This window comes from Herbidospora sp. RD11066, from assembly GCF_054661255.1.
On record NZ_BAAGDO010000005.1, the window covers coordinates 530930 to 552616 of the forward strand.

The following is a 21687-nucleotide window of genomic DNA, read 5'->3' on the forward strand; positions in this document are numbered from 1 at the left end:
CAGATCACCCCGCCGCGCACGTTGGGAGCCTCATTTGGACGTCCTTTCGGGCCTCGATCCCGAGCAGCGCGCGGTGGCCGAAACGCTCCGCGGCCCGGTGTGCGTGCTGGCCGGAGCAGGTACCGGCAAGACCCGGGCCATCACCCACAGAATCGCCCATGCGGTGCAAACCGGTATCGCCGAAGCGGGCAGCGTGCTCGCCGTGACGTTCACCACCCGCGCCGCCGGAGAGCTCCGCCACCGGCTGCGCGAGCTCGGCGCGCCCGGCGTCCAGGCGCGCACCTTCCATGCCGCCGCGCTGCGCCAGCTCACCTACTTCTGGCCGCGCGTCATCGGCGGCGACCCGCCCCAGGTGATCGAGTCGAAGCTGCCGCTGCTGATCGAGGCGGCCCGCATGCTGCGCCGCAACCCCGAACGTGCCGAGCTCCGCGACGTCGCCAGCGAGATCGAGTGGGCCAAGGTCACCCAGCACGGCCCCGACGACTATCCGGCCGCCGCCCTCAAGGCCCGCCGCACCCCGCCGATCCCGGCCGAGGAGCTCGCCCGCGTCTTCGACCAGTACGAGAAGCTCCGCCGCGCCCGCCACCTGGTCGACTTCGAGACCATCCTCGAACTCACCGCTGCGGTGATGACCGAGCACCGCGAGGTCGCCAACCAGATCCGCTCCCAATACCGCTACTTCGTGGTCGACGAATACCAGGACGTCAACCCGCTCCAGAAGCTCCTGCTCGACACCTGGCTCGGTGGCCGCGACGACGTCTGCGTGGTCGGCGACCCCAACCAGACGATCTACAGCTTCACCGGCGCCAGCCCCCACTTCCTCACGAGCTTCGGCGTCGAACATCCGGGCGCGGCGGTCATCAAGCTCGTCCGCGACTACCGCTCGACCCCTGAAGTGGTCACGCTGGCCAACCGGGTGATGGCCCGCAGCGCCCACCGCCTCGAACTGGTCGCCCAGCGCGACCAGGGCCCCGAACCGGCCTTCACCGAATACGACGACGAGGCCGCCGAGGCGCTCGGCGTGGCGCTGCGCGTCAAGAAGCTGATGGCCGACGGCGTCCCGACCAGGGAGATCGCCGTCCTGTTCCGGGTGAACGCCCAGTCGGAGGCCTACGAACAGGCCTTCACCCAGGCGGGCGTCCCCTATCTGCTGCGCGGCGCCGAACGCTTCTTCGAGCGCCCCGAGGTCCGCCAGGCCGTCGTCCTTCTCCGTGGCGCCGCGCGTTCGGCCAACGACGAGGAGCCGCTGGCGCCGGCCGTCCACACGATCCTGGCCGGCATCGGCCTGACCCCCGAGCGCCCCGGCGGCGGCACCGCCCGCGCGAAGTGGGAGTCCCTCAACGCCATCGCCGAACTCGCCGAAGACCTGGCCGCCCGGGGCGGCGACCTGCCCGCCTTCGTCGCCGACCTGGAACGCCGCGCCGCCGAACAGCACGCCCCGCCGGTCGAGGGCGTCACCCTGGCCTCGCTCCACGCCGCCAAGGGCCTCGAATGGGACGCCGTCTTCCTGATCGGCCTCACCGAGGGCATGCTCCCGATCGTGTACGCCGAGACTCCCGACCAGATCGAGGAGGAGCGCCGCCTTCTCTATGTGGGGATCACGCGCGCGCGCGTCCACCTCAACCTGTCGTGGGCGCTGGCCCGCTCGCCCGGGGGCCGCAGGTCGCGCCGTCCGTCGCGTTTCGTGGAGGCCCTCGCCGGCACCCCGTCGGCCGCGCCGCCGCCGTTCTCACCGCAGCCCGTCCGCCGGGCCGTCGCCGCCCCCGCCACCTGCCGGGTCTGCGCCCGCAGGCTGGCCACCGGCCCCGAGCAGAAACTCGGCCGCTGCGCGACCTGCCCCGCCGAATACAACGAGGCGCTGCTGGAGGAACTGAAGGCGTGGCGGGCCGAGGCGGCCAAAGAGGCCAAGGTCCCCAGCTACGTCGTCTTCACCGACGTCACCCTTCAGGCCATCGCCGAACGCGCTCCCGTCACCGAGGAGGCCCTGCTCGCGATAGCCGGGATCGGCCGCGTCAAACTGGAGCGATACGGTCATGCCGTACTCTCCCTCGTCCGACGCCGCATGGAGGCATCGTGAACTCCGCCCTCAAGGAGTTGCTCGACCTGCTCGACCTGGAGCAGATCGAACTCGACATCTTCCGCGGCCGCAGTCCCGAGGAGCGCATCCAGCGGGTCTTCGGCGGCCAGGTCGCCGCCCAGGCCCTCATGGCCGCGGCCCGCACGGTCGGCTCCGACCGCCAGGTCCACTCGCTGCACGCCTACTTCATCCGCCCGGGTGACCCGGCGATCCCGATCGTCTACACGGTCGACCGGGTCCGCGACGGCCGCTCGTTCAGCACCCGCCGGGTCGTGGCCGTCCAGCACGGCAAGGTCATCTTCACCATGTCGGCCTCCTTCCACATCGAAGAGGACGGCGTCCACCACCAGGCCGCCGTCATGCCGGAGGTCCCCGCCCCCGAGACCCTGGCCCCGCTGCAGAACCGGCTGCGCAACCTCATCGGCGACGACCCCGCCTGGTCGGCCTGGCTGTCGCGCCCCCGCCCGCTCGACGCGCGTTACATCACCCCGCTCACGTGGGAGGCCAACCGCGACCCGAGCCTGATCGGCCCGGAGAACCAGGTCTGGTTCCGGTACGACGCCGACCTGCCGGACGACCCCCTGCTCCACGTCGTGCTCGCGGCCTACGCCAGCGACTACACCCTGGTCGACACGGTCCTGCTCGCCCACGGTCTGGCCTGGGGCCCGTCGAACATCTCCGGCGCCTCCCTCGACCACGCCATGTGGTTCCACCGCAGGTTCCGCGCCGACGACTGGATCCTGTACGCCCAGGAATCCCCGTGGTCCGGCGGCGCCCGCGGCCTCGCCCAGGGGCAGATGTTCACCGCCTCCGGAGAACTGGCCGTGTCGGTCGTCCAGGAGTGCCTCATCCGGGTTGGCTGAACCCGGAAAATTTCTCTGTCATCGCAGGTGGAAAATATGTTGCCCACTCGGCGCCTCGCCGTTTAGGGTCATGCACATGCGAGTCGGACAGTACTGTCCGACCCCCAGATGAGAACGACGAAGAGAACCACCCAGGAGGTGAGCCCAGTGCTGAACATCACATTCGCGATCGCCACGCCGTGGCTCGCCGCCGCACGCCCTGCCGCCGAAGCCGCCTCGTATGGCCCGCAGGCCAAACTCCGCGTCGACGGCACCGATGGCGTCAAGCACGCCAAGCGCGCTTCCGCGCCGAGCCAGCTAGTCCGGCACATGCGCAATGAGCAGACCGTCCACACCGCCCGCAACGGTGGAGTGGGGCGTCCGCGTCCTGCCTGGAGTCGACCAGTCACAACCTGACCGGTCAATCAGCCTCCAGGCCGCGGATCCCCACACAGGATCCGCGGCCTTCTTGTTTCTCCGGCCCCGAATCCCCACTGCAAAGGACAAAACGACCAACCCGATTCACAAAGAGGTGACGCAGATGGCGGCCCCGGTCATGGACCTGATCGAAGCCGAGATCCCCTGTCGTACCGACCCCGACCTCTGGTTCGCCGAGTCTCCCGAAGACGTCGAGTTCGCGAAGGCGCTCTGCGGCGGCTGCCCCATCAGGGAGACCTGCCTGGCCCGGGCCCTCGAGCGTGAGGAGCCCTGGGGTGTCTGGGGCGGCGAGCTGATCCTGCGAGGCACTGTCGTCCCGCGGAAGCGGCCCCGTGGCCGGCCGCGGAAGACTCCGCTCCCGCTCTGACGACAACAACCCGACTCATATCCAAAGAAAAGAGAAGTCCGATGACCTTCCACACGACCTCCGCGCCACATCTTTTCCAGGAACTGGTAGATGAGCGAATACGAGGGCTCCAGCGGGAAGCCGCGGAGCACCGCCTCGCCAGCCGCGTGGCCAGCGCGAACAAGGCCCGCGAACGCGCCGCTCGCGCCACCGCCGCCCTCCAGGCGGCCCTGGCGAGGCTCTAACAGCCACTTGTAGAAAAAGGCCCGGGTGTACCACTACACACCCGGGCCTTTCTGCATAACATGACCGGCCATGAACGAGCCGGACGACCTCACCACCCGCACGGCCTACAACGCCGCCGCTTCGAATTACGCGAGAGACATCCCCGATCGCTACCACTCGACCCCGCTCAGCCACGCGATGATCCCGCTCTTCGCCGAGTTGATCCCGAGTGGCGGCCGAGTAGCGGACGTGGGCTGCGGCCCCGGCCACGTGACCGCCCACCTGCAGATGTTGGGGGTGGACGCTTTCGGCCTCGACCTGTCTCCCGAGATGATCGCCCTGGCCCAGGCCTTACACCCGGCCCTGCACTTCGAGACCGGCACCATGAACGCCCTCCCGGTTCCGGACGGGACGTTGTCCGGCGTGGTGGCGAACTACTCGATCATCCACACCCGCCCGGAACGCCTCCCCGAAACCTTTGCCGAGTTCCACCGGGTACTGGAGCCCGGGGGACATGTACTGCTCGGCTTCCAGGCCTACGACTCCACAGAGCTGGCCGAACTCTTCGACCACTCGGTCACTCCGGCTTACCGGTATTCACCGGACCGTATCGCTGCCCTGCTCCTGGATGCGGGCCTCACCGAGATCGCGAGACTGGTCATCGCCCCGGTCGAGGACCTGAAACGAGGTTTTCCCCAGGCATATCTCCTCGCCCGCCGCACACCCCAAGAACCTGCGACCTGACCCGCGGAGCCTAAAGATCCGAACGATCCGCAGGGCGCCTCATCTTCGGCGCTGCCGGTGGCCAGGCCGGGGCGAGCGGAAGATGATCACAAACGGACCGGCCGGGGTGATCTTCGAGTGTCGCTGTACTCGTCGACAGGGGCGCCGCCTCACTGGGGCACGACCGACATGACCATGGCCTGGGTTGGCACGTTGAGCTGATCCGGGCGTGTGCGGTGGGGTGTTGCTGAACTGGTTTGCAAGCCCTGACGGGTTCTCGGCGGGGTCATGCACGCGCGGCGGAGGTGTGCTGCGTCGGCCCCGCGCTAGGTCTGCAGGTTCCGGTGGGCCACGTGTGCGGGCCGAGGCGATCGTCGCCCGGTTGGGTTCGGCCCGCGACACGTTCTCGACTGGGCCATGGGTGGGCATCACGCCATTTGGCTTGGGCCCTTGGCGGGTTCCCCATTGGGCCGCGCGTGCCTGCGGAATGTGTGTCGCGTGTCAGGTCTCAGCGCTGGCGAATTTCTTTGCTGATCAACGCAGGAGTGTCGGGTGCGGTTCGCCGCGTCGGGCCACAGGTGACATGACCATGGTCGGCCCAGCGGATTCCAGGTTGAGCCGAGCATGCGCCGGGTGCAGGGCCGCCCCGTTGGGCTGCAGTGCCAGGAACATGGTTCGTATCGGCGCTCGGCTGAGTGGCGGCATCGCCTATTGGCCGAAGTCGTAGCTGTGCGCCTTCGCCGGTCGATTGGGGCTGGGGTGTTTTCAGGCGGTGGGAGCGGGCTCTCCGTTCTCGTTGGCGAAGCCGGGGACCCAGTCGAGGACCTCGTCGCGGAAGCGGGCCGTGGTGCCCAGCTGGCACAGGACGCCCACGCCCGCAGCGTGGACCCGGTGGATCAGCACGTAGGTCGCGGGCAGGTTGAGCTGCCGGACCACGTTGGTCGAGCGGAGGTCGGTCGCGCTGGCGGCCTGGGCCTGGAGCCATTCTCGGCTGAAGGTGAACTCTTCGACCTGGGTCGGTTCCACGTAAGGCGCCAGGAAGGACCGGAGCGCCTCGATGTCGACCTCGATGTGCGGGCGGATGAAGCCCTCTTCGCGCAGGCCCTCGACGACGGTCTCCATGTCGCCCTGGTTGAACAGCCGGACCAGCCGGCCGAACACCGGCGGGTAGCCCTCGGGCAGGCGGTTGACCGCGCCGAAGTCGAGCACGCCGAGCCGGCCGTCGGGCAGCATCCGGAAGTTGCCGGGGTGCGGGTCGGCGTGCAGCATGCCCACCCGGGCGGGGGAGCTGAACAGGAAACGGGTCAGCAGCAGGCCGGCCCGATCGCGTTCCGCGGTTTCGCCGTCGGTGATCACCTTGGACAGGGGGGTCCCGTCGATCCACTCGGTCACCAGGACGTGTTCGTTGGCCGCGATCACATCGGGGACGCGGAAGTCGGGGTCGTCTTTGAAGGCGACCGCGAACGCGTGTTGCGCTTCGGCCTCCAAAAAGTAGTCGAGCTCCTCGACGATCCGGTCTTTCAGCTCGGCCAGCACCGCCTTGATGTCGAGCCCCGGCAGCAGCGCTCCGAACATCTTCCCCAGCCGGGCGAGCTGGTTGAAGTCGGAGATCAGCGCCTTGCCCGCACCCGGGTATTGGATCTTCACGGCGACCTCGCGGCCGTCGTGCCAGACCGCGCGGTGGACCTGACCGATCGAGGCGGCCGCCGCGGGACGGTCGTCGAAGGACAGGAAGTTCTCCCGCCAGTCGGCGCCCAGTTCCTCGGCCAGCACGCGGTGCACGGTCGAGGCGGGCAGCGGTGGCGCGGCGTCCTGGAGTTTGGTCAAAGTGGCCCGGTAAGGCCCGGCGATCTCGCTCGGCAGGGCCGCCTCGAAGATCGACAGCGCCTGGCCGAGCTTCATCGCCCCGCCCTTGAGCTCACCGAGAATCTTGAAAATCTGCGCCGCAGTACGCTCCTGGATCTCCTGGGCGACGATTTCCGCGGACTTCCCGCCGATCCGTTTCCCCAGGCCGAGAGCAGTGCGCCCGGCGAACCCCAGGGGCAGGGCCGCCAGCTTCGCCGAGCGCGTCACGGCGTTGCGCGGAAGGTCACTCACGCGACCATTGTTAGCCCAGCCTGGTCGTTTCGACTACAACGGCATCGGGGATGACGCGGCCACACCCGCCGCCGCCACTGTAAATCCGGCAGGATTTCCGCCGTTCCGATCGCGTCTACGCCGCGCCCGTCGAGGAAAGCGAGCACCTGCCCGGCCGCCTGACCGGCGACCAGACCCGACGTGATGGTGTCGCATCCCGACTGCCCCCGGATGGCGGCCCGCACCGACGGCCAGCCCGGATCACGGTCCCGTCGGGTCAGTTCGATGCACCCCAGGCACGGCGACTGCCCCGGCACCACCAGCGGCCCCACCGAACCGCATCCCTCGGCGCAGGTCGCGAGCAGGTGGGGGATTCCCAGCGCGGTGAGGTCGTGGGCCAGCATCGGATCGGCCGCCCCTATGGGCGCCAGCACGACCATGTCGGGGGCGGCGGCGCCGTCCATGAGCCCGGCGGCGGTGCGGCCCTCCCACGCCGTGACACTCGGCGCGACCGCCTTGGCCACCGCCACCGCGCCGTCTTCACGCGGTTTGCCCACGTGTTCCCAGCCGAGCCCGCCCGGGACGACGTCCTCCGGTCGCGCGCACTCGGGATCGAGCACGCAGATCCGCCCGACTCCGGCCGCGGCCAGCAGCGCGGCCACACGGGCGCCTATCCGCCCGGCACCGTAAATCCGGACATAAGACCTTTGTCTGCCTGTAAAGGCCTTCAGGCCGCCGTCCAGGGCCGGAGGAGGGGACTTCTGACCGGAGGCGGTCTCGGTGAGTTCGTACACAGTGGGAGGAAGCGACAGCGCCTCCAGGTCGGGCCTGAACCGGTCGCGCTCCTCCCGGCTGAGCGAGGTCAGCGGCGCCGGGCCGGAGACGTCGTCGAGCAGCCCGCGCCCGGCGAGCAGGTCGATGATCCGCGTGGCGATCGCCTCGTCGATCCCGGACTCGTCGATGGCCTGCGCCAGAGTCCTCGTGCCGTCGAGGAACGCCACGAAGCGCCGCCCCCGCTCGTCGAGCCCGGTCAGCAGCACCGCCCGCACGGGATGCAGCCCGAACTGGAGCGTCTCCTCATCACGCGTCGCCACCCCGACGGCGGGCTTCACTCGCGGCCGGCTGGCCATACCCAGCAGTTGTGTCATGGCCGGGAAACTGCCACACCCGGCCCCGCCCCCGAGACACTTTCCGCCCGCCTGTGGATAACCTCCGTGCCCTGCCAAGCCGAACCACCCGCTCCCCGAACCGTGGACGGACGAATCCGCACGTCACAGCCCGCCCGCAGATCTTCATCCGCAGGGCTGTGGATAACCACCGGAATTCGCCCGAGCCGGAGCTCCATCACATGTCGATCTCTGGCACGAGTCGGAACTGCTGGTGCGAGCCGGACAGTGGGCACGAATCGGAGTGCTGGTGCGAGCCGGAGCTCTCACGACGACTTCTGGCGGTGGGTGCCTGGGCGGCGCGATCCATCGACGCATCTGTGACGTGGCGACGCGCCAGGGCGACCGGCAGCTTGGCTTCTGCCGTCTGCGAGCTTGGTCCTGGCAAGGGTCGAGCGCCTGTGATGTATGGGTGTAATTTCAGCCGTTGCCGGTCTCGTCTCCGTGATCGCCCCAGTGCCTTGGTGAGCGTGCCCGCGTGAGGGCCGGTGGGCCTATTGGGGTGTCAGGGCGAGAGCAGATGGCCATCCCGCCAGACGCAACGGCATCTGGCCTCAGAGCCTGAAGACGCCTCACCTGCATGCGAACGCCGACTCGAAGATCCGGACGCCCCCGGCAGCCACTGCTGAACCCGGCGATCTGCGCGCCCACCCCACCCGTCCGCGCCGACCCGCCCCGTTCCGACACGCCGACCGCTCAGGTTTTACTTTTGCGTGTCCGCCCATATCCATTCGTTGCCGGACAACCCGGAATCCTGCCGCCTATCGGCCTTCCCGGACGCCCTCACCAGCGATCCTGTGGATGACCACTGAGGTCAGTGGGCCGGTTTAACGTGCGGGAAACGTTGATTGACCAGCGGGAACGTGGGTTGACCCCCTGTGGAATTCCGCGCGTGTCGAGTACCGTGCATATGTGCCCCCCGAGACAGTCGAGGTTCGTCGGAGCGCACGTCGGCGGCGAACCGTTTCCGCGTACCGCGATGGAGACAAAACCATCGTGCTGCTGCCTGCCGGTCTGAGCACGACCGACGAGGAGCAGTGGGTACGCCGCATGCTCGAACGCCTGGCGGCGAAGGAGCAGCGTAAAAGACCCAGTGACGACGATCTGCTCGATCGCGCACGGGAACTGTCGGCCCGATATCTCGACGGCAGGGCCACGCCATCGAGTGTCCGCTGGGTCGAGAACCAGCTCCACCGATGGGGGTCGTGCACTCCAGATCATGGCACGATCCGGCTGTCGGTGAGACTGCGGGGGATGCCCGCGTGGGTCGTAGACTACGTGATCATGCATGAGCTGGTGCACCTGCTGGTGCCGAGTCACGGCCCCCGGTTCTGGGCGCTGGTCGAACGTTACCCCAAGGCCGAGCGCGCCCGCGGTTTCCTGGAGGGTTTCTCCATGGCCGCCAGCGGCACCCCGGAGGAGTGTTGACCGACCGGCTGGTGGCCGTTCTGGTGACCCCGTCGACCGGCGACGCCGCGCCGCCGGGGGTCGATCGTGCCGAATTCCTGCGTGCGGTGGCCGAGGACACGTACGAGATGGTCGCCGGGCTCGACCTGGTGACCCCAGTGATCATATCGGTTGGAGTCCCAGACTTGGACGAGATCGCCTGGCCGGGCACGCCGGTGATCTCCGTCGACTCCGCCGGCCAGGCGTTCGCGGCGCTGCCGAAGGCCGATCAGGCCGTGGTGGTCTGCGCCGACGCCCCCGACCTGCCGCCGCTGCTGATCGGCAAGCTGTTCCGCGAGCTCGGCCGCGCCGACATCGCCGTCTGCCCCTCGGCCAACGGGGGAGCGGTCGCGGTGGCCGCGCACCTGCCGTTCCCCGCGTGGGCGACCCTCGACGTCGACCACCCCGAGGTCGTCAAGGCCCTGCGCGCCCAGGCGCCCGGCCCCCGCAAGGTCGCCACCGGGCCCGGCTGGCACCGGCTGCGGACCCCCGACGACCTCGGCCGCCTCGATCCGGGGCTGGAAGGCTGGGATTCCACCCGGGCCCTGGTGATGGCGTGAACCGCGACGACCTCGTCCGGCTGCGCAAGGTCCGCGACATGATGGACCGCGACTACGCCAGCCCCCTCGACGTCCCCGCGCTGGCCAAGGCCGCGCTCATGTCGCCCGGCCACTTCTCCCGCAGCTTCCGGGCGGCCTACGGCGAGACCCCGTACAGCTATCTGATGACCCGCCGGATCGAGCGCGCCAAGGCGCTGCTGCGCGTCGGGGAGATGAGCGTGACCGACGTCTGCTTCGCGGTCGGGTGTACGTCGCTCGGCTCCTTCAGCACCCGCTTCACCGAACTGGTCGGAGAGAGCCCCAGCGCCTACCGCGCCCGCTCCCACGACGACGCCGCGGCCATTCCCTCGTGCATCGCGAAGATCCACACCAGACCGGTCAGGAACGGAGAAGCCAACCCCTCCGGCCGCCCCGTAGCGTGAGATGCATGGACATCAAACTGCAGCAGTGCTTCATCGCCGTCGACGACCACGACACCGCGCTCGCCTTCTACCGCGACGTGCTCGGTCTGGAGGTCCGCAACGACGTCGCCTACGAGGGCATGCGCTGGGTGACCGTCAGCCCGCCGTCGCAGCCCGAGGTGGAGATCGTCCTGGAGCCGCCGCTGGCCGACCCCAACGCCTCGGCCGAAGACAAGGAGACCATGTCGGAGCTCCTGGCCAAGGGCCTGCTGCGCGGCCTGATCTTCGGCACCGACGACGTCGACGCCACCTTCGAGAAGATCGCCTCGGCGGGCGCCGAAGTCCTCCAGGAGCCGCTCGACCAGTTCTACGGCGTGCGCGACTGCGCCTTCCGCGACCCTTCGGGCAACATGCTGCGCTTCAACCAGCCGCTCAAAGGCTAGAAGGCAGCCGCAGCACGGTGAAGAGCGCCCGGTGGTCGGTGTTCGTCACGTCGTGAATGCTCGCGTGGTCGACCGCCACCCTGGGGTCGACCAGCACGTGGTCGATGGTGATGATCGGCGGCAGCCTGCGCCCGGCGGGCCAGGTCGTGATCAGGCCCTTCCCGGTGGCGTCGGCCACGTCGACCCACCCGTGCCCGACCAGCGCCCGGAACTCGGCGTGGTCGAAGGTCGCGTTGTAGTCGCCGGCCAGGATCCGGATCGTTCCCTCCGAGGGCAGGGGGAGTGACCGCATCCCGTCGCGCCACAGGGTGATGTCCCGCCTGAGCGGCGCCACCGTGTGCACGTCGACCAGCTCGACCGGCGGGCCACCGGGAACCGCGATCTTCACGTAGGGCATCCGGTGCCCGTCGCCGGGCGCGAACGGCGGCAGAGGGGTCACCGGAAACCGTGAGTAGATCCCCGACCCCGCCGCGCTGAAGTGGGGTTCCAGATGGGTGTACGGCATCAGCGCGCCCAGCCCCGCCCCCGCCAGTCCCTCGACCGCCTCGGGGCTGAGCTCCTGCACCGAGATCACATCAGGGCGCGCAGACCGTACGAGAGCCATCACAGAAGCGATGTCGGCGTGCCCGAAGCGCATGTTGATCGACAGCACCCGCAGCGACGGCCCGTCGGCGGCGGGCTGCGCCGAGGGCAGCGCCCTCGGCAGCACGACGGAGGACAGCGCGACCACCGAGACCAGCGCCGCGACGGCGGCCCACCGGGCCCGGCACAACACGGCGACGAGCACCGCGACGACCGTGCCGAGCAGCGCGTAGGGCGTGCCCGTGGAAAGGAGGGTCCCGGGCCCGGTGATCTCGGTCCCGGTCAGCCGGAACAGGGCCCAGACGACGCTCGCCGAGGCCAGCAGCCACGCGAAGACCCGCCGCTTGCGCCCGCGCGACCGCTCCGGAGAACGGATCTCCCCGCCGACCTCGACCCCCACCTGTGTGTCCACGCCGAAAACCCTAGCCAGCGGTTCGCCGAGGACGTGTAAGTCAATTGTGAAGGTTGTGCGCAAGCATGGTGCGCGCCCGGCGAGCGAGCCGGCGGGTGGCCATGTCGGTCGGCTCGGGGATGTCGTCGACCGGGAACCAGTCGAGCGCGAGCGACTCGTCGCTGATCACGAACTCGGCCCCGGGCGGCGCGACCGCGCCGAACTCGACGTCGAGGTGCCAGCACTGCGGCGGATGACACCACACCTCGTGCCGGTCGAGCGCCAGCGGCCCCGGAAGCAGGGTCAGGCCGTCGATCCCCGACTCCTCGAAGGCCTCACGCAGCGCGGCGTCGGGCAGGGTCTGGTCGCCGGGCTCGCAGTGGCCTCCCATCGGGAGCCACATCTTCGCCTTCGGATGGTGCGTGAGCAGCACCTTCGCGCCGTCGTGCGACAGCACCGCCGTCGTGGCGGTCAGATGCGCCGGTACGCAGGCCCGCCACATCCCGTTCTCGTGTTCGGCCAGATGACGCAGGAACTCGTGGCGGAGCTCCTCTTCGCGCGGGGTCGGGCCGGTCCAGGCCGCGAGCAGCGCCGCGGCTTCGTCGCGGAGGGTCACTTGTCTTCGTCGTTGTTTTCTTCTTCGAGGAACTTGATCAGGCCGAGGTCGAAGTCTTCGCCGCCGGTGACGAACCCCTCGGGGTTGTCGAGGTCGGCCGGGGTCGGCATGAGGTCGGGGTGGCCCCACAGCGCGTCGCGCTCGTCGATGCCGCGCGCGTCGCCGACCGACTTCCACAGCGCAGCCGCCTCGCGCAGCCGCCGGGGCCGCAGTTCGAGACCGACCAGCGTGGAGAACGTGAGCTCGGCGGGACCGCCGGAGGCACGGCGGCGGCGGACCGTCTCGCCCAGCGCCCCGGCCGAGGGCAGCTTGCCCGCCGCGGCGGCGTCGACCACCGTGGCGACCCAGCCCTCGACCAGCGCGAGCGTGGTCTCCAGCCGGTTCAGCGCGACCTTCTGACGCTCGGTCTCGGCGGGCTTGAGCAGGTCGCCGCCCGAAAGGATCTCCTGGAGCCGCGACGGGTCGTTGATGTCGAGCCCCTGGAGCTTCTCCTGGAGCGCCGACACGTCGACCGTGATGCCGCGCGCGTATTCCTCGATCGCTCCGAGCAGGTGTGACTTCAGCCACGGCACGTGCTGGAACAGCCGGTGGTGGGCCGCCTCACGGAGGGCCAGGTAGAGCCGGATCTCCTCGGCGGGCAGTTCGAGCCCCTGGCTGAACGCCGCGACCCCGCCGGGCAACAGCGCGGCGGTGTCGGAGAGCGGCAGGCCGATGTCGCTGGTGCCGATCACCTCACGGGCGAGGGTGCCGAGGGCCTGGCCGATCTGCTGGCCGACCATCATGCCGCCCATCTGCTTCAGCATCCCCATCAGCGGGCCCGCCATGGCCTGGGCCTCGGCGGGGAGACCGGCGGCGCCGAGGCTGCCGCCCATCGTCTCGACCATCTTGGCGGCCACCGGATCGCACAGCTGACCCCAGATCGGGGCGGTCTTCTCGATCCACTCCGACCGGCTCCACGCCTGCGGGTTCGACACGCCGCTCGGCAACGACGTGGCTTCGTTGAGCCACAGGTCGGCCAGGTTCAGCGCGTCGACGATCTGGCGTTTCTCCCCCTCCATCACACTGGGGTCACCGCCGTCGGCGACCACGGCATGGCGGGCGATGTTCTTCGCCATCTCCCAGTTCACCGGGCCGGAGCCCTGTGGAGCCGAGAGCATGTCGGCGAACTGGCGCATCGCCTGTGCCATCTGCTCGGGGTTGCCGAACATGGCGAACGGGTTCTCGTTAGGATCGTTTTCGCGACCTGGCAGGTCAGTCACCGCGCCACCTCGTGCAGGATGGAGGAGTCCACATCCGCCACGTTATCCGTCGTGGGGCGTGTCAGCGCAAAGTGAGGACCGCGTGCCAGTCTCGAAACGCCATCGTCCGCCCGTCGTCGCCGTCACCGGCGCGGCCTCGGGAGTAGGCAGGGCGTTCCTGTCGAAGGTCGCCTCGTCTGCGGATTTCCGCCGTGTGGTGGCGATCGACGAGCAACGCGGCGACGTCACCGACGTGACCTGGCGGGTGCTCGACATCCGCGATCCGCTCTTGGCGAACCGGATCTCCGACGTCGACGTGCTCGTCCACCTGGCCGGTGACTTCCGCCTCGACGCCGACCCGACCGAACGCCGGGCCTACAACCTGCGGGCCGCCCAGACCGTCCTCACCGCCTCGGCCGCCGCGCGCGTGCGCCGCGTCGTCCTGGTGACCAGCGCGATGGTGTACGGCGCCGACGCCGACAACCCCGTCCCGCTCCCCGAAGACGCCCCCGTGGCGGCCGAATCCGACACCGGCGTGGTCGGCGACCACCTCGAGATCGAGTCGCTGGTCCGCCGCTCGCTGCGGGCCCACCCCGGTCTCGAGGTCGTCGTGCTCCGCCCGGCCGCCCTGGTCGGCCCCGAGGTCGACACCGTGGTCACCCGCCACTTCGAGGCGCCGCGCCTGCTGGTCGTCAAGGGCTGCCTGCCCCGCTGGCAGTTCTGCCACATCGACGACCTCGTCTCCGCCCTCGAGATGGCCGCGCTCGGCCACGTCAACGGCGTGGTCGCGGTCGGCTCCGAGGGCTGGCTCGAAATGGAGCAGGTCGAGGAGGTCTCCGGCGTCCGCCGCTTCGAACTCCCCGCGGGCCTGACCTTCTCCACCGCCCAGCGCCTCCACCGCCTCGGCATCACCCCGGCCCCGGCCACCGACCTCCACTACGTCGTCTACCCCTGGGTCGTCGACTGCACGACCTTGCGGTCGGCGGGCTGGAAACCGGTGTGGACGAACGAGGCGGCCCTCCGCGAGCTGATGACCTACCGCGAGGGCAAACACGCCGTCGTCGGCCGCCGCCTGAGCAGCAAAGACGCCACCATCACCGCCGCCGGCGCGACCGTCGCCGTCATCGGCACGGCGGCGATCGTCCGAGCGGCCCGCCGGAAGAAGAAGATTTAGACTGCCGTGGTGGACGTCATCCGCCTTCTGGCCATTCGCGACACCCCGCTCTCGGTCGACGAGGTCTTCACGGCCGTCGGCGACCACGCGGCGGGGGGCACGACGCTGTTCGTCGGCACCGTCCGTGACCTCGACGGCGGCAGAGACGTCAGCGGGCTGTCCTACTCGGCCCACCCCTCCGCGCTCGACGAACTGCGGCGGGTGGCCGAGAAGGTGGCCGCCGACTTCCCGGTGACCGCCCTGGCGGCCGTCCACCGGGTCGGCGACCTGGAGCTCGGCGACATCGCGGTGATCGTCGCGGTGGCCTGTCCCCACCGCGCCGAGGCGTTCGAGGCGTCCCGGCGGCTGATCGACGACCTCAAGCACGAGGTCCCCATCTGGAAGAACCAGCGTTTCGCCGACGGCTCGGCCGAGTGGGTCGGCGCCTGTTAGCCGCGCCTTATCGCGGAGCCTTTAGAGTTCTGGCATGTCCCGACGTGCCCTCACCCTGCTCGTGGCGGGTTTCCTCACACTCGTGCTGGCTGTGGGCGGCGCGATGCTCCCCGTCCCCTACGTCGTGCTGTCCCCGGGCCCGACCGAGAACACGATCGGCGACGTGAAGGGCAAGCCGGTGATCACCGTCGCCGGCCACGAGACCTTCCCGACGAGCGGCATGCTCAGCATGGTCACCGTCGCCTACCAGGGCGGCCCCGGCAACCGCATCGGCCTGCTGACCGCGCTGCGCGGCTGGGTCGACAGCACGATCGCCGTCGTCCCCGAAGAGACGATCTTCCCGAAGGAACAGACCGTCGAAGAGGTCGAAGAGGAGAACACCGCCGAGATGGCGACCTCCCAGGAGACCTCCACCGCCGCCGCCCTGCGGGAACTCAAGATCGCCTATCAGAACGTGGTCGAGGTGGCGAGCACCGACAAGGGCACCCCCGCCGAGGGCAAGCTCCTGGCCGGAGACGTGATCACCGCCGTCGACGGCACCCCCGCCACCGACATGGAGACGGTCGCCGCCTCGGTCCGCAAGCACGCCCCCGGCGACGACGTCACGTTCGGCGTCGACCGCAAGGGCACCAAGCAGGACGTCACGATCAAGACCGTCAAGGGCACCGACGGCAAGGCGATCGTCGGGGTGCGCATGGGGATGTCGTACAAGTTCCCCTTCACCGTCAACATCAGCGTCGGCGACGTCGGCGGCCCGAGCGCGGGCCTGATGTTCTCCCTGGGCATCTACGACAAGCTCACCCCCGGCCCGCTCACCGGCGGCAAGGCCATCGCCGGCACCGGCACGATGGACGGCGAGGGCAACGTCGGCCCCATCGGCGGCATCGAGCAGAAGATGGTCGGCGCGCGTGAGGCCGGGGCGACCATCTTCCTGACGCCCTCGGCGAACTGCTCCGCCGCCGTCGCGGCCGTGCCCGAGGGATTGCGCCTGGTCAAGGTGGACACGCTCAACGGCGCCATCAAGGCGATCGACGCGATTCGCACCGGGTCCGGATTCGTCCCCGCCTGCACTTCCTGAACACTTTTCCGAGGGGTTTCCGGAAGCGCAGCACTGCCGAACGCGGTGTAGGTTGCCAGGCACAGACCGTTTGTGCTTTTGACCAAAGGGGTTTGGCGTTGAGCTTCCGGAGCCCCGGAGCCGGTCGGGCGATGCGCGTGCCCCGTCGGCCCCGCCTGCTCATTCCCGTGGGAATCGCGGTCGTCGCGATCGTGATCGTCCTTTACATCTTCGCCGGGTTCTATACCGACTATCTCTGGTATGACTCGGTCGCCTTCAGCTCGGTCTTCTCGACCATGCTGATCACCCAGATCCTGCTGTTCGTCGTCGGCGCCGCATTGATGGTCGGCATCGTCGGCGGCAACATGGCGCTGGCTTTCCGCGTGAGACCGATGTTCGGCCCCGGCATGTTCGGCAACGCCCAGGGCGCCGACCGCTACCGCCTGGCCGTCGACCCGCACCGCAAGGTCATCTTCCTCATCGGCATGGCGATCCTCGCGCTGTTCGCGGGGTCGTCCACCTCGGGCCAGTGGAAGACGTGGCTGCAGTTCCAGAACGCCACGCCGTTCGGCAGGGTCGACGCCGAGTTCGGCATCGACCTCTCGTTCTTCGTCTTCACCTATCCGTTCCTGCGGATGGTGCTGAACTTCCTCTTCATCGCGGTCGTCCTGTCGGTGATCGCGGCGGCGCTCGTCCACTACCTCTACGGCGGCTTCCGCATCCAGACCCCCGGCGGGGTCCACGCCGCACGCGGCGCGCGGATCCACCTGTCGGTGCTGCTGGGCGTGTTCGTGCTGCTGAAGGCGCTGGCCTACTGGCTCGACACCTACGGGCTGGTCTTCTCCGATCGGGGCAAGGTCTTCGGCGCGTCGTTCACCGACGTCAACGCCGTCCTCCCGGCCAAGACGATCCTGGCGTTCGTCGCCCTGATCTGCGCCGGGCTGTTCTTCGCCGGTGTGTTCCGTCCCGGCGGCATGCTGCCCGGTGTGGCCCTCGGCCTGCTCGTCCTGTCGGCGGTCCTGATCGGCGGCGTCTACCCGGCGCTCGTCGAGCAGTTCCAGGTCAGGCCGAACCAGCAGGCCAAGGAGCGCGACTACATCGATCGCAACATCAAGGCGACCAGAGCCGCCTACGGGGTCGACACCGCGAAGGTCTCCCAATACGGCGCCGCGACCGAGGCCAAGCCCGAGGTGCTGCAGGCCGAGTCGTCCCAGATCCCGGCGCTGCGGCTGCTCGACCCGAGCGTGCTCAGCCCGACCTACCAGCAGCGGCAGCAGATCCGGGGCTACTACCAGTTCCCCGAGCAGCTCGACATCGACCGCTACAAGAACCCGACCACGGGCAAGATCCAGGACACGGTCGTCGCGGTCCGCGAGATGGGCCTGCCGCTCAACCAGCGCAACTGGATCAACGACCACCTCGTCTACACCCACGGGTTCGGCTTCGTCGCCGCCCCGGGTAACGCGGTCGACGGCAGCGGCGTGCCCAACTTCAACGAGAAGGACATCCCGCCGACCCAGACGCTGGGCAAATACGAGCCCCGGGTCTACTTCGGCGAGAACTCGCCCGAATACTCGATCGTCGGAGCCCCCGAAGGCGCCCGCGCCGACGAGCTCGACTACCCCGAGCAGGGCACCAACGGCCAGAAGAACAACACCTACAACGGCACAGGCGGCGTGCCGATCGGCGGCCTGTTCACCCGGTTCCTCTACGCCCTCAAATACGGCGAGACCAACCTGCTGCTGAACTCCAGCATCAACGAGGAATCGCGGATCATGTACATCCGCAAGCCGATCGAGCGCATCCAGGCCGTGGCGCCGTTCCTCACGCTCGACCGCGACCCCTATCCGGCCATCGTCGACGGCCGGATCAAGTGGATCGTCGACGCGTACACCACGTCCGACGCCTACCCCTACTCCGAGCCGCGCAGCCTCGAAGAGCTCACGACCGACGTGACCTCCTCGCTCCAGCCCGGGGTGCCGCAGGTGCCGCGCGACAACATCAACTACATCCGCAACTCGGTGAAGGCCACGGTCGACGCCTACGACGGCACGGTCACCCTCTACGCGTGGGACGACACCGACCCCGTGCTCAAGACCTGGGAGAAGGCCTTCGGCGGCATCATCAAGCCCGCCTCCGAGATCTCCGAGGACCTGCGCAACCACCTGCGCTACCCGGCCGACCTGTTCAAGGCCCAGCGCGAGATCCTCACCGAATACCACGTCACCGACGCCGACGCCTTCTTCGGCGGCCAGGACTTCTGGAAGGTCCCCGAAGACCCGGCCACGAAGAAGAGCAAGCAGCCGCCCTACTACGTGACCATGAAGATGCCGGGCGCCACCGAGGAGAAGTTCTCGCTGACGACCACGTTCGTCCCGAACGGCCGGCAGAACATGGCCGCGTTCATGGCGGTCGACGCGACGGCCGACTCCAAGAACGCGACGCTCCAGATCCTCCAGCTACCCAGCACCACGACGATCCAGGGCCCGCCACAGGCACAGAACACGTTCCTGACGAACCCGACGGTCTCCCAGGAGCTCAACCTCCTGCGCGGCACCGGCGGCGCGACGGAGGTCCTCTACGGCAACCTCCTGACCCTCCCGTTCGGCGGCGGCCTGCTCTACGTCGAGCCCGTCTACGTGCAGCCGAGGGAAGAGACCTCCGGCCGCTTCCCGACACTCCAGAAGGTCCTGGTGTTGTACGGCCAGAAGGTCGGCTTCGGCAACACTCTCGACGACGCCCTGAAACAGGTCTTCGGCGAGGCGTCTCCGACGCAACCGACTCAGCCCGAACAGCCCGCCCAACCGGAGCAACCGGCGCAGCCGGAGACCCCGGCCCAGCAGGCCTCGGTCAACACGGCCCTCGACAAGGCGCAGAAGGCCTACGAAGACGCCCAGGCGGCCCTGTCGGCCAGCCCGCCCGACTGGAACGCCTACGGCACCGCCCAGGCAGCCCTGAAGGCCGCGCTCGACGACCTGGCCAAGGCTCAGGGGGTGGCCACGGCGGCGTCCGCGTCACCTAGCCCGTCCCCGAGTCCGAGCCCGACCGGATCGGCGCCGCCCACACCGACGCCGACCCCGTCGACACCACCGCAAACGCCCTGATCTGAGCTCCGATTTGCTGTGCCACCCCGCACCGGATAGTCTTTAGACACACCGACGCGGGGTGGAGCAGCTCGGTAGCTCGCTGGGCTCATAACCCAGAGGTCGCAGGTTCAAATCCTGTCCCCGCTACTGAAGTGAAGAGGCCCGGTTCCAGATTCTGGAACCGGGCCTCTTCGTTTTTTGGTGGTCATGCGGGCAGGTGAAATCCGTCTCCGGCTTTTTGATTTGCGTCACTCGGCATTCATGGATAGTGTTCCTGCATACCGACGCGGGGTGGAGCAGCTCGGTAGCTCGCTGGGCTCATAACCCAGAGGTCGTAGGTTCAAATCCTGCCCCCGCTACAAAGAAAGTGGCCCGGTTCCTGATCAGGAACCGGGCCACTTTGTTTTCTCCTGTACGTGACCACGGTGTCCTGCCGCGGAATTTCCGGTATGGGATCTACGCCGAATTTGCCCTAGCTGATCAAATCGGGAAATTACGGTTTTCTGCAGATCGGGCTTGGCTTTCTGAGATGAGCGTCCTGTCCACTGCGTGGAAGATCTCGGCCGCCGCAACTGATCTGAAGAAGCGTCCTCTGCACAACTCGCTCGTGCTGCCGGGCTGGCGCCTCTCTGCCAGGGCGAACTCGGGGGACACGACCGAATTTCTACCTGGAAGGCCGCGGTTCGCGTAGGGCTCCGCCTCGTTCAGATGCGGGGTTGTCGCGCATGGGCCGGGGCGCTCTACCGCGCGGGCCTTGGCGGCGCGCAGGTGGGGCAGGCGGCTGAACATCTCCAGATCGGCCTGGCCCGACAGGGTCTCGTCGAGGGCGGCGGACCTCGCCGCCCGCCGCCGTTCCGCGCAGGCGCAGGTAGAGCGGGGCCGCTTACCACGGAATGCGTTGACGCTCATCGGCAGCGAGACCACTCGAACCTGCGGCTTCGGGATTGTGGATGATCCCGTCGGTGATAAGTGGTCGTCGCGCCGCAAGACGGCCGATCGGCTGTCAGCGTTGTCGCGCGTCTCATCCCGGAGGGGCGGCGCGCTGTGAGCGTGGGCGCGCGGTCGCTCTGTGCCGGGGGAGCGTCGAGATCTCGTCCACAGACATGGGCTGGTGTCTCGGCGGTGACGATGCCGGGTTCCGCCCATGGGGGTCGAGCCTCGAATGGATCGGGGCCCGACTCCGACCCCCCGGAATCGGGCCCCGCGTTCCCCCTCGGTGGTGCTTTGGTGGCCCGGCTCCGATGGGGATCGGAACCGGGCCGGCCGTACCCCGGGTGTGGGTGGGGTGCGGGCCATCGGCGGAGGGCGGCCGCGGGGGTGGCAGCCCCCGGTGCGGTCGCCCTCCGCGTATCGCCGCGGTGGCTTCGAGCTTCTACGGCTGTGGTCAGTGCGGCAGGCTGCGGTGCACGCTCACACATCGGCGCAGTCTGCTGCTCGCCGGACCCATGCGGCGGGGCTCGCGGACCGGCTGGTCGAGCGCGGCCACCAGCGCCTGGGCGGTCTTGGCGTCGGCCAGGACCCGGGCGGCCTCCTCGCCCACGGGCAGCTGGCCGTTCTTGGCCAGCTCGTGCTCGAGGAAGGTGAGCGGTTCGGCGTCGCCCGCGGCGGCGGCTGCCACCGTGGCGCGACTCGCCGTCAGAAGGGCGAGGTAGTAGTTGCGCAGGGACGCCTCTCGCATGCGTGCCTGCTCCAGGTCGTCGAGCAACTCCCTGGCGATCCGGAGAAGATCGCCGGCATGCCCGGCCTCGGCCGTGATGTGGGCGCGGATGTCATCGAACTCCGACCGCTGCGTCATGATGGCCACCTCCACGGCGGGGGTCCAGGCGCCGGGTTGGCGCCGGTGACCACCGCATCTCATTCGTATCCCGGCGGGATTGCGGTCGGCTTGACATCGGCTTGCCTTCACCGAGGTCATGCGGCCGCTCTCGAACCGGTGCTACTTAGATGCGCGAGTGACCAGGTTGGTTGTCAGGCCACGGCAGCCGTTTGTGACGTGAGTGGTCGGGGGAACTGTTAGTCTTCTCGTGTCGGCCTGGTCCGGCAAACCCCATCCACTCGCCTCACGGCGGATCCGGCATGGGTTGCGTCATCCCCTTGAACTCCCGGTTCGTGCGGCTGGTTCGCCATCAACACGGATCGCTGGTAAGCTCGAGGGGTTGCTCTGAAACAGGAGCAGCCGAATTTCTCTTCAGTTCGGGCCCGGAAGTCAAGTCGCTGGATTTGACACTAACCGGAACCGCTGAAAAGATAAAGGCACAACAGCAAGACAAAAGCTTAAAAGAACGAAAACTGCAAGTCCGTTTCTTGAGAACTCAACAGTGTGCTAAAAGCCAGTGCATGATGCACAACCCCGTCATTTGATGACGGA

At 68.8% G+C, this 21687-nt stretch carries 20 protein-coding genes and 2 tRNA genes; 16 read left to right on the forward strand and 6 right to left on the reverse strand.

Annotated elements, in window-relative coordinates; all coding sequences use genetic code 11:
- Window positions 1-34: 34 nt before the first annotated feature.
- From ACYQ78_RS22745 to ACYQ78_RS22770, 6 genes are all read left to right on the forward strand, one after another.
- Window positions 35-2077 (forward strand): ATP-dependent DNA helicase UvrD2, encoded by a 2043-nt coding sequence (locus ACYQ78_RS22745; RefSeq protein WP_459802890.1) that lies wholly within the window; start codon window positions 35-37, stop codon window positions 2075-2077.
- Complete coding sequence (locus ACYQ78_RS22750) at window positions 2074-2940, forward strand: acyl-CoA thioesterase (RefSeq protein WP_459802891.1); 867 nt, start codon at window positions 2074-2076, stop codon at window positions 2938-2940. The genes ACYQ78_RS22745 and ACYQ78_RS22750 overlap by 4 nt, the downstream gene beginning before the upstream one ends.
- A gap of 147 nt (window positions 2941-3087) precedes the next feature.
- On the forward strand, window positions 3088-3336 hold the full coding sequence (locus ACYQ78_RS22755; protein ID WP_459802892.1) for a hypothetical protein: 249 nt from the start codon (window positions 3088-3090) through the stop codon (window positions 3334-3336).
- 124 nt (window positions 3337-3460) lie between these two features.
- A complete protein-coding gene (locus ACYQ78_RS22760) occupies window positions 3461-3724 on the forward strand; it encodes a WhiB family transcriptional regulator (protein ID WP_030451771.1) in 264 nt (87 codons plus the stop codon).
- Window positions 3725-3765: 41 nt separating this feature from the next.
- Entirely contained in the window at window positions 3766-3948 is a 183-nt protein-coding gene (locus tag ACYQ78_RS22765) for a hypothetical protein (RefSeq protein WP_459802893.1), read from the forward strand.
- Between the two features lie 70 nt (window positions 3949-4018).
- Window positions 4019-4672 carry a class I SAM-dependent methyltransferase gene (locus tag ACYQ78_RS22770; protein ID WP_459802894.1) on the forward strand — a complete coding sequence of 218 codons (654 nt, stop codon included), beginning with the start codon at window positions 4019-4021 and terminating at the stop codon, window positions 4670-4672.
- Between the two features lie 744 nt (window positions 4673-5416).
- Here ACYQ78_RS22770 and ACYQ78_RS22775 read toward each other — a convergent pair.
- Window positions 5417-6748, reverse strand: a complete 1332-nt coding sequence (locus ACYQ78_RS22775; protein ID WP_459802895.1) for an ABC1 kinase family protein — start codon at window positions 6746-6748, stop codon at window positions 5417-5419.
- The gene (locus ACYQ78_RS22780) at window positions 6745-7875 is read right to left on the reverse strand and encodes a ThiF family adenylyltransferase (protein ID WP_459802896.1); all 1131 of its coding nucleotides are present in this window, start codon (window positions 7873-7875) and stop codon (window positions 6745-6747) included. The genes ACYQ78_RS22775 and ACYQ78_RS22780 overlap by 4 nt, the downstream gene beginning before the upstream one ends.
- Before the next feature lie 1014 nt (window positions 7876-8889).
- Here ACYQ78_RS22780 and ACYQ78_RS22785 point away from each other — a divergent pair.
- Genes ACYQ78_RS22785 through ACYQ78_RS22800 form a run of 4 tightly spaced genes read left to right on the forward strand, consistent with a single transcriptional unit; the run spans window position 8890 to window position 10743 of the window.
- Entirely contained in the window at window positions 8890-9321 is a 432-nt protein-coding gene (locus ACYQ78_RS22785) for a M48 metallopeptidase family protein (protein ID WP_459802897.1), read from the forward strand.
- Entirely contained in the window at window positions 9315-9899 is a 585-nt protein-coding gene (locus tag ACYQ78_RS22790) for a DUF2064 domain-containing protein (protein ID WP_459802898.1), read from the forward strand. The genes ACYQ78_RS22785 and ACYQ78_RS22790 overlap by 7 nt, the downstream gene beginning before the upstream one ends.
- 41 nt (window positions 9900-9940) lie before the next feature.
- Window positions 9941-10321, forward strand: coding sequence for a helix-turn-helix transcriptional regulator (locus tag ACYQ78_RS22795; RefSeq protein ID WP_459802926.1), 381 nt, complete (start codon window positions 9941-9943; stop codon window positions 10319-10321).
- Between the two features lie 5 nt (window positions 10322-10326).
- Complete coding sequence (locus tag ACYQ78_RS22800; RefSeq protein ID WP_459802899.1) at window positions 10327-10743, forward strand: VOC family protein; 417 nt, start codon at window positions 10327-10329, stop codon at window positions 10741-10743.
- Here the strand turns inward: ACYQ78_RS22800 and ACYQ78_RS22805 are convergent.
- Genes ACYQ78_RS22805 through ACYQ78_RS22815 form a run of 3 tightly spaced genes read right to left on the reverse strand, consistent with a single transcriptional unit; the run spans window position 10733 to window position 13540 of the window.
- On the reverse strand, window positions 10733-11737 hold the full coding sequence (locus ACYQ78_RS22805; protein ID WP_459802900.1) for an endonuclease/exonuclease/phosphatase family protein: 1005 nt from the start codon (window positions 11735-11737) through the stop codon (window positions 10733-10735). The genes ACYQ78_RS22800 and ACYQ78_RS22805 overlap by 11 nt on opposite strands.
- A gap of 40 nt (window positions 11738-11777) precedes the next feature.
- Complete coding sequence (locus ACYQ78_RS22810) at window positions 11778-12332, reverse strand: NUDIX hydrolase (RefSeq protein WP_459802901.1); 555 nt, start codon at window positions 12330-12332, stop codon at window positions 11778-11780.
- Window positions 12329-13540 carry a zinc-dependent metalloprotease gene (locus ACYQ78_RS22815; protein WP_459802902.1) on the reverse strand — a complete coding sequence of 404 codons (1212 nt, stop codon included), beginning with the start codon at window positions 13538-13540 and terminating at the stop codon, window positions 12329-12331. The genes ACYQ78_RS22810 and ACYQ78_RS22815 overlap by 4 nt, the downstream gene beginning before the upstream one ends.
- Window positions 13541-13673: 133 nt before the next feature.
- On the opposite strand from ACYQ78_RS22815, the gene ACYQ78_RS22820 reads away from it, so the two are divergent.
- The 6 genes from ACYQ78_RS22820 to ACYQ78_RS22845 all read left to right on the forward strand — a co-directional run bounded on the left by ACYQ78_RS22820 (window position 13674) and on the right by ACYQ78_RS22845 (window position 19678).
- Window positions 13674-14744 (forward strand): NAD-dependent epimerase/dehydratase family protein, encoded by a 1071-nt coding sequence (locus ACYQ78_RS22820; RefSeq protein ID WP_459802903.1) that lies wholly within the window; start codon window positions 13674-13676, stop codon window positions 14742-14744.
- Window positions 14745-14753: 9 nt separating this feature from the next.
- Window positions 14754-15176: a molybdenum cofactor biosynthesis protein MoaE gene (locus ACYQ78_RS22825; protein WP_459802904.1), complete on the forward strand. Its 423-nt coding sequence runs from the start codon at window positions 14754-14756 to the stop codon at window positions 15174-15176.
- A gap of 34 nt (window positions 15177-15210) precedes the next feature.
- Window positions 15211-16254, forward strand: a complete 1044-nt coding sequence (locus ACYQ78_RS22830) for a YlbL family protein (RefSeq protein ID WP_459802905.1) — start codon at window positions 15211-15213, stop codon at window positions 16252-16254.
- 131 nt (window positions 16255-16385) lie between these two features.
- Window positions 16386-19337, forward strand: a complete 2952-nt coding sequence (locus tag ACYQ78_RS22835; protein ID WP_459802906.1) for a UPF0182 family membrane protein — start codon at window positions 16386-16388, stop codon at window positions 19335-19337.
- A gap of 55 nt (window positions 19338-19392) precedes the next feature.
- Window positions 19393-19466 (forward strand) — tRNA-Met (locus ACYQ78_RS22840).
- Between the two features lie 138 nt (window positions 19467-19604).
- A tRNA-Met gene (locus ACYQ78_RS22845) sits at window positions 19605-19678 on the forward strand.
- A gap of 1025 nt (window positions 19679-20703) precedes the next feature.
- On the opposite strand, the gene ACYQ78_RS22850 is transcribed toward ACYQ78_RS22845, so the two are convergent.
- Complete coding sequence (locus ACYQ78_RS22850) at window positions 20704-21114, reverse strand: hypothetical protein (protein ID WP_459802907.1); 411 nt, start codon at window positions 21112-21114, stop codon at window positions 20704-20706.
- Window positions 21115-21687: the final 573 nt, after the last annotated feature.

Bases quoted from the DNA above. Each gene is read 5' to 3' on its own strand.
- ACYQ78_RS22795 (WP_459802926.1), top strand. From the start codon at position 9,941: ATGGACCGCGACTACGCCAGCCCCCTCGACGTCCCCGCGCTGGCCAAG.
- ACYQ78_RS22830 (WP_459802905.1), top strand. From the start codon at position 15,211: ATGTCCCGACGTGCCCTCACCCTGCTCGTGGCGGGTTTCCTCACACTC.
- ACYQ78_RS22800 (WP_459802899.1), top strand. From the start codon at position 10,327: ATGGACATCAAACTGCAGCAGTGCTTCATCGCCGTCGACGACCACGAC.
- ACYQ78_RS22815 (WP_459802902.1), bottom strand. From the start codon at position 13,540: ATGTTCGGCAACCCCGAGCAGATGGCACAGGCGATGCGCCAGTTCGCC.
- ACYQ78_RS22835 (WP_459802906.1), top strand. From the start codon at position 16,386: ATGCGCGTGCCCCGTCGGCCCCGCCTGCTCATTCCCGTGGGAATCGCG.
- ACYQ78_RS22770 (WP_459802894.1), top strand. From the start codon at position 4,019: ATGAACGAGCCGGACGACCTCACCACCCGCACGGCCTACAACGCCGCC.
- ACYQ78_RS22850 (WP_459802907.1), bottom strand. From the start codon at position 21,114: ATGACGCAGCGGTCGGAGTTCGATGACATCCGCGCCCACATCACGGCC.
- ACYQ78_RS22760 (WP_030451771.1), top strand. From the start codon at position 3,461: ATGGCGGCCCCGGTCATGGACCTGATCGAAGCCGAGATCCCCTGTCGT.
- ACYQ78_RS22765 (WP_459802893.1), top strand. From the start codon at position 3,766: ATGACCTTCCACACGACCTCCGCGCCACATCTTTTCCAGGAACTGGTA.
- ACYQ78_RS22780 (WP_459802896.1), bottom strand. From the start codon at position 7,875: ATGACACAACTGCTGGGTATGGCCAGCCGGCCGCGAGTGAAGCCCGCC.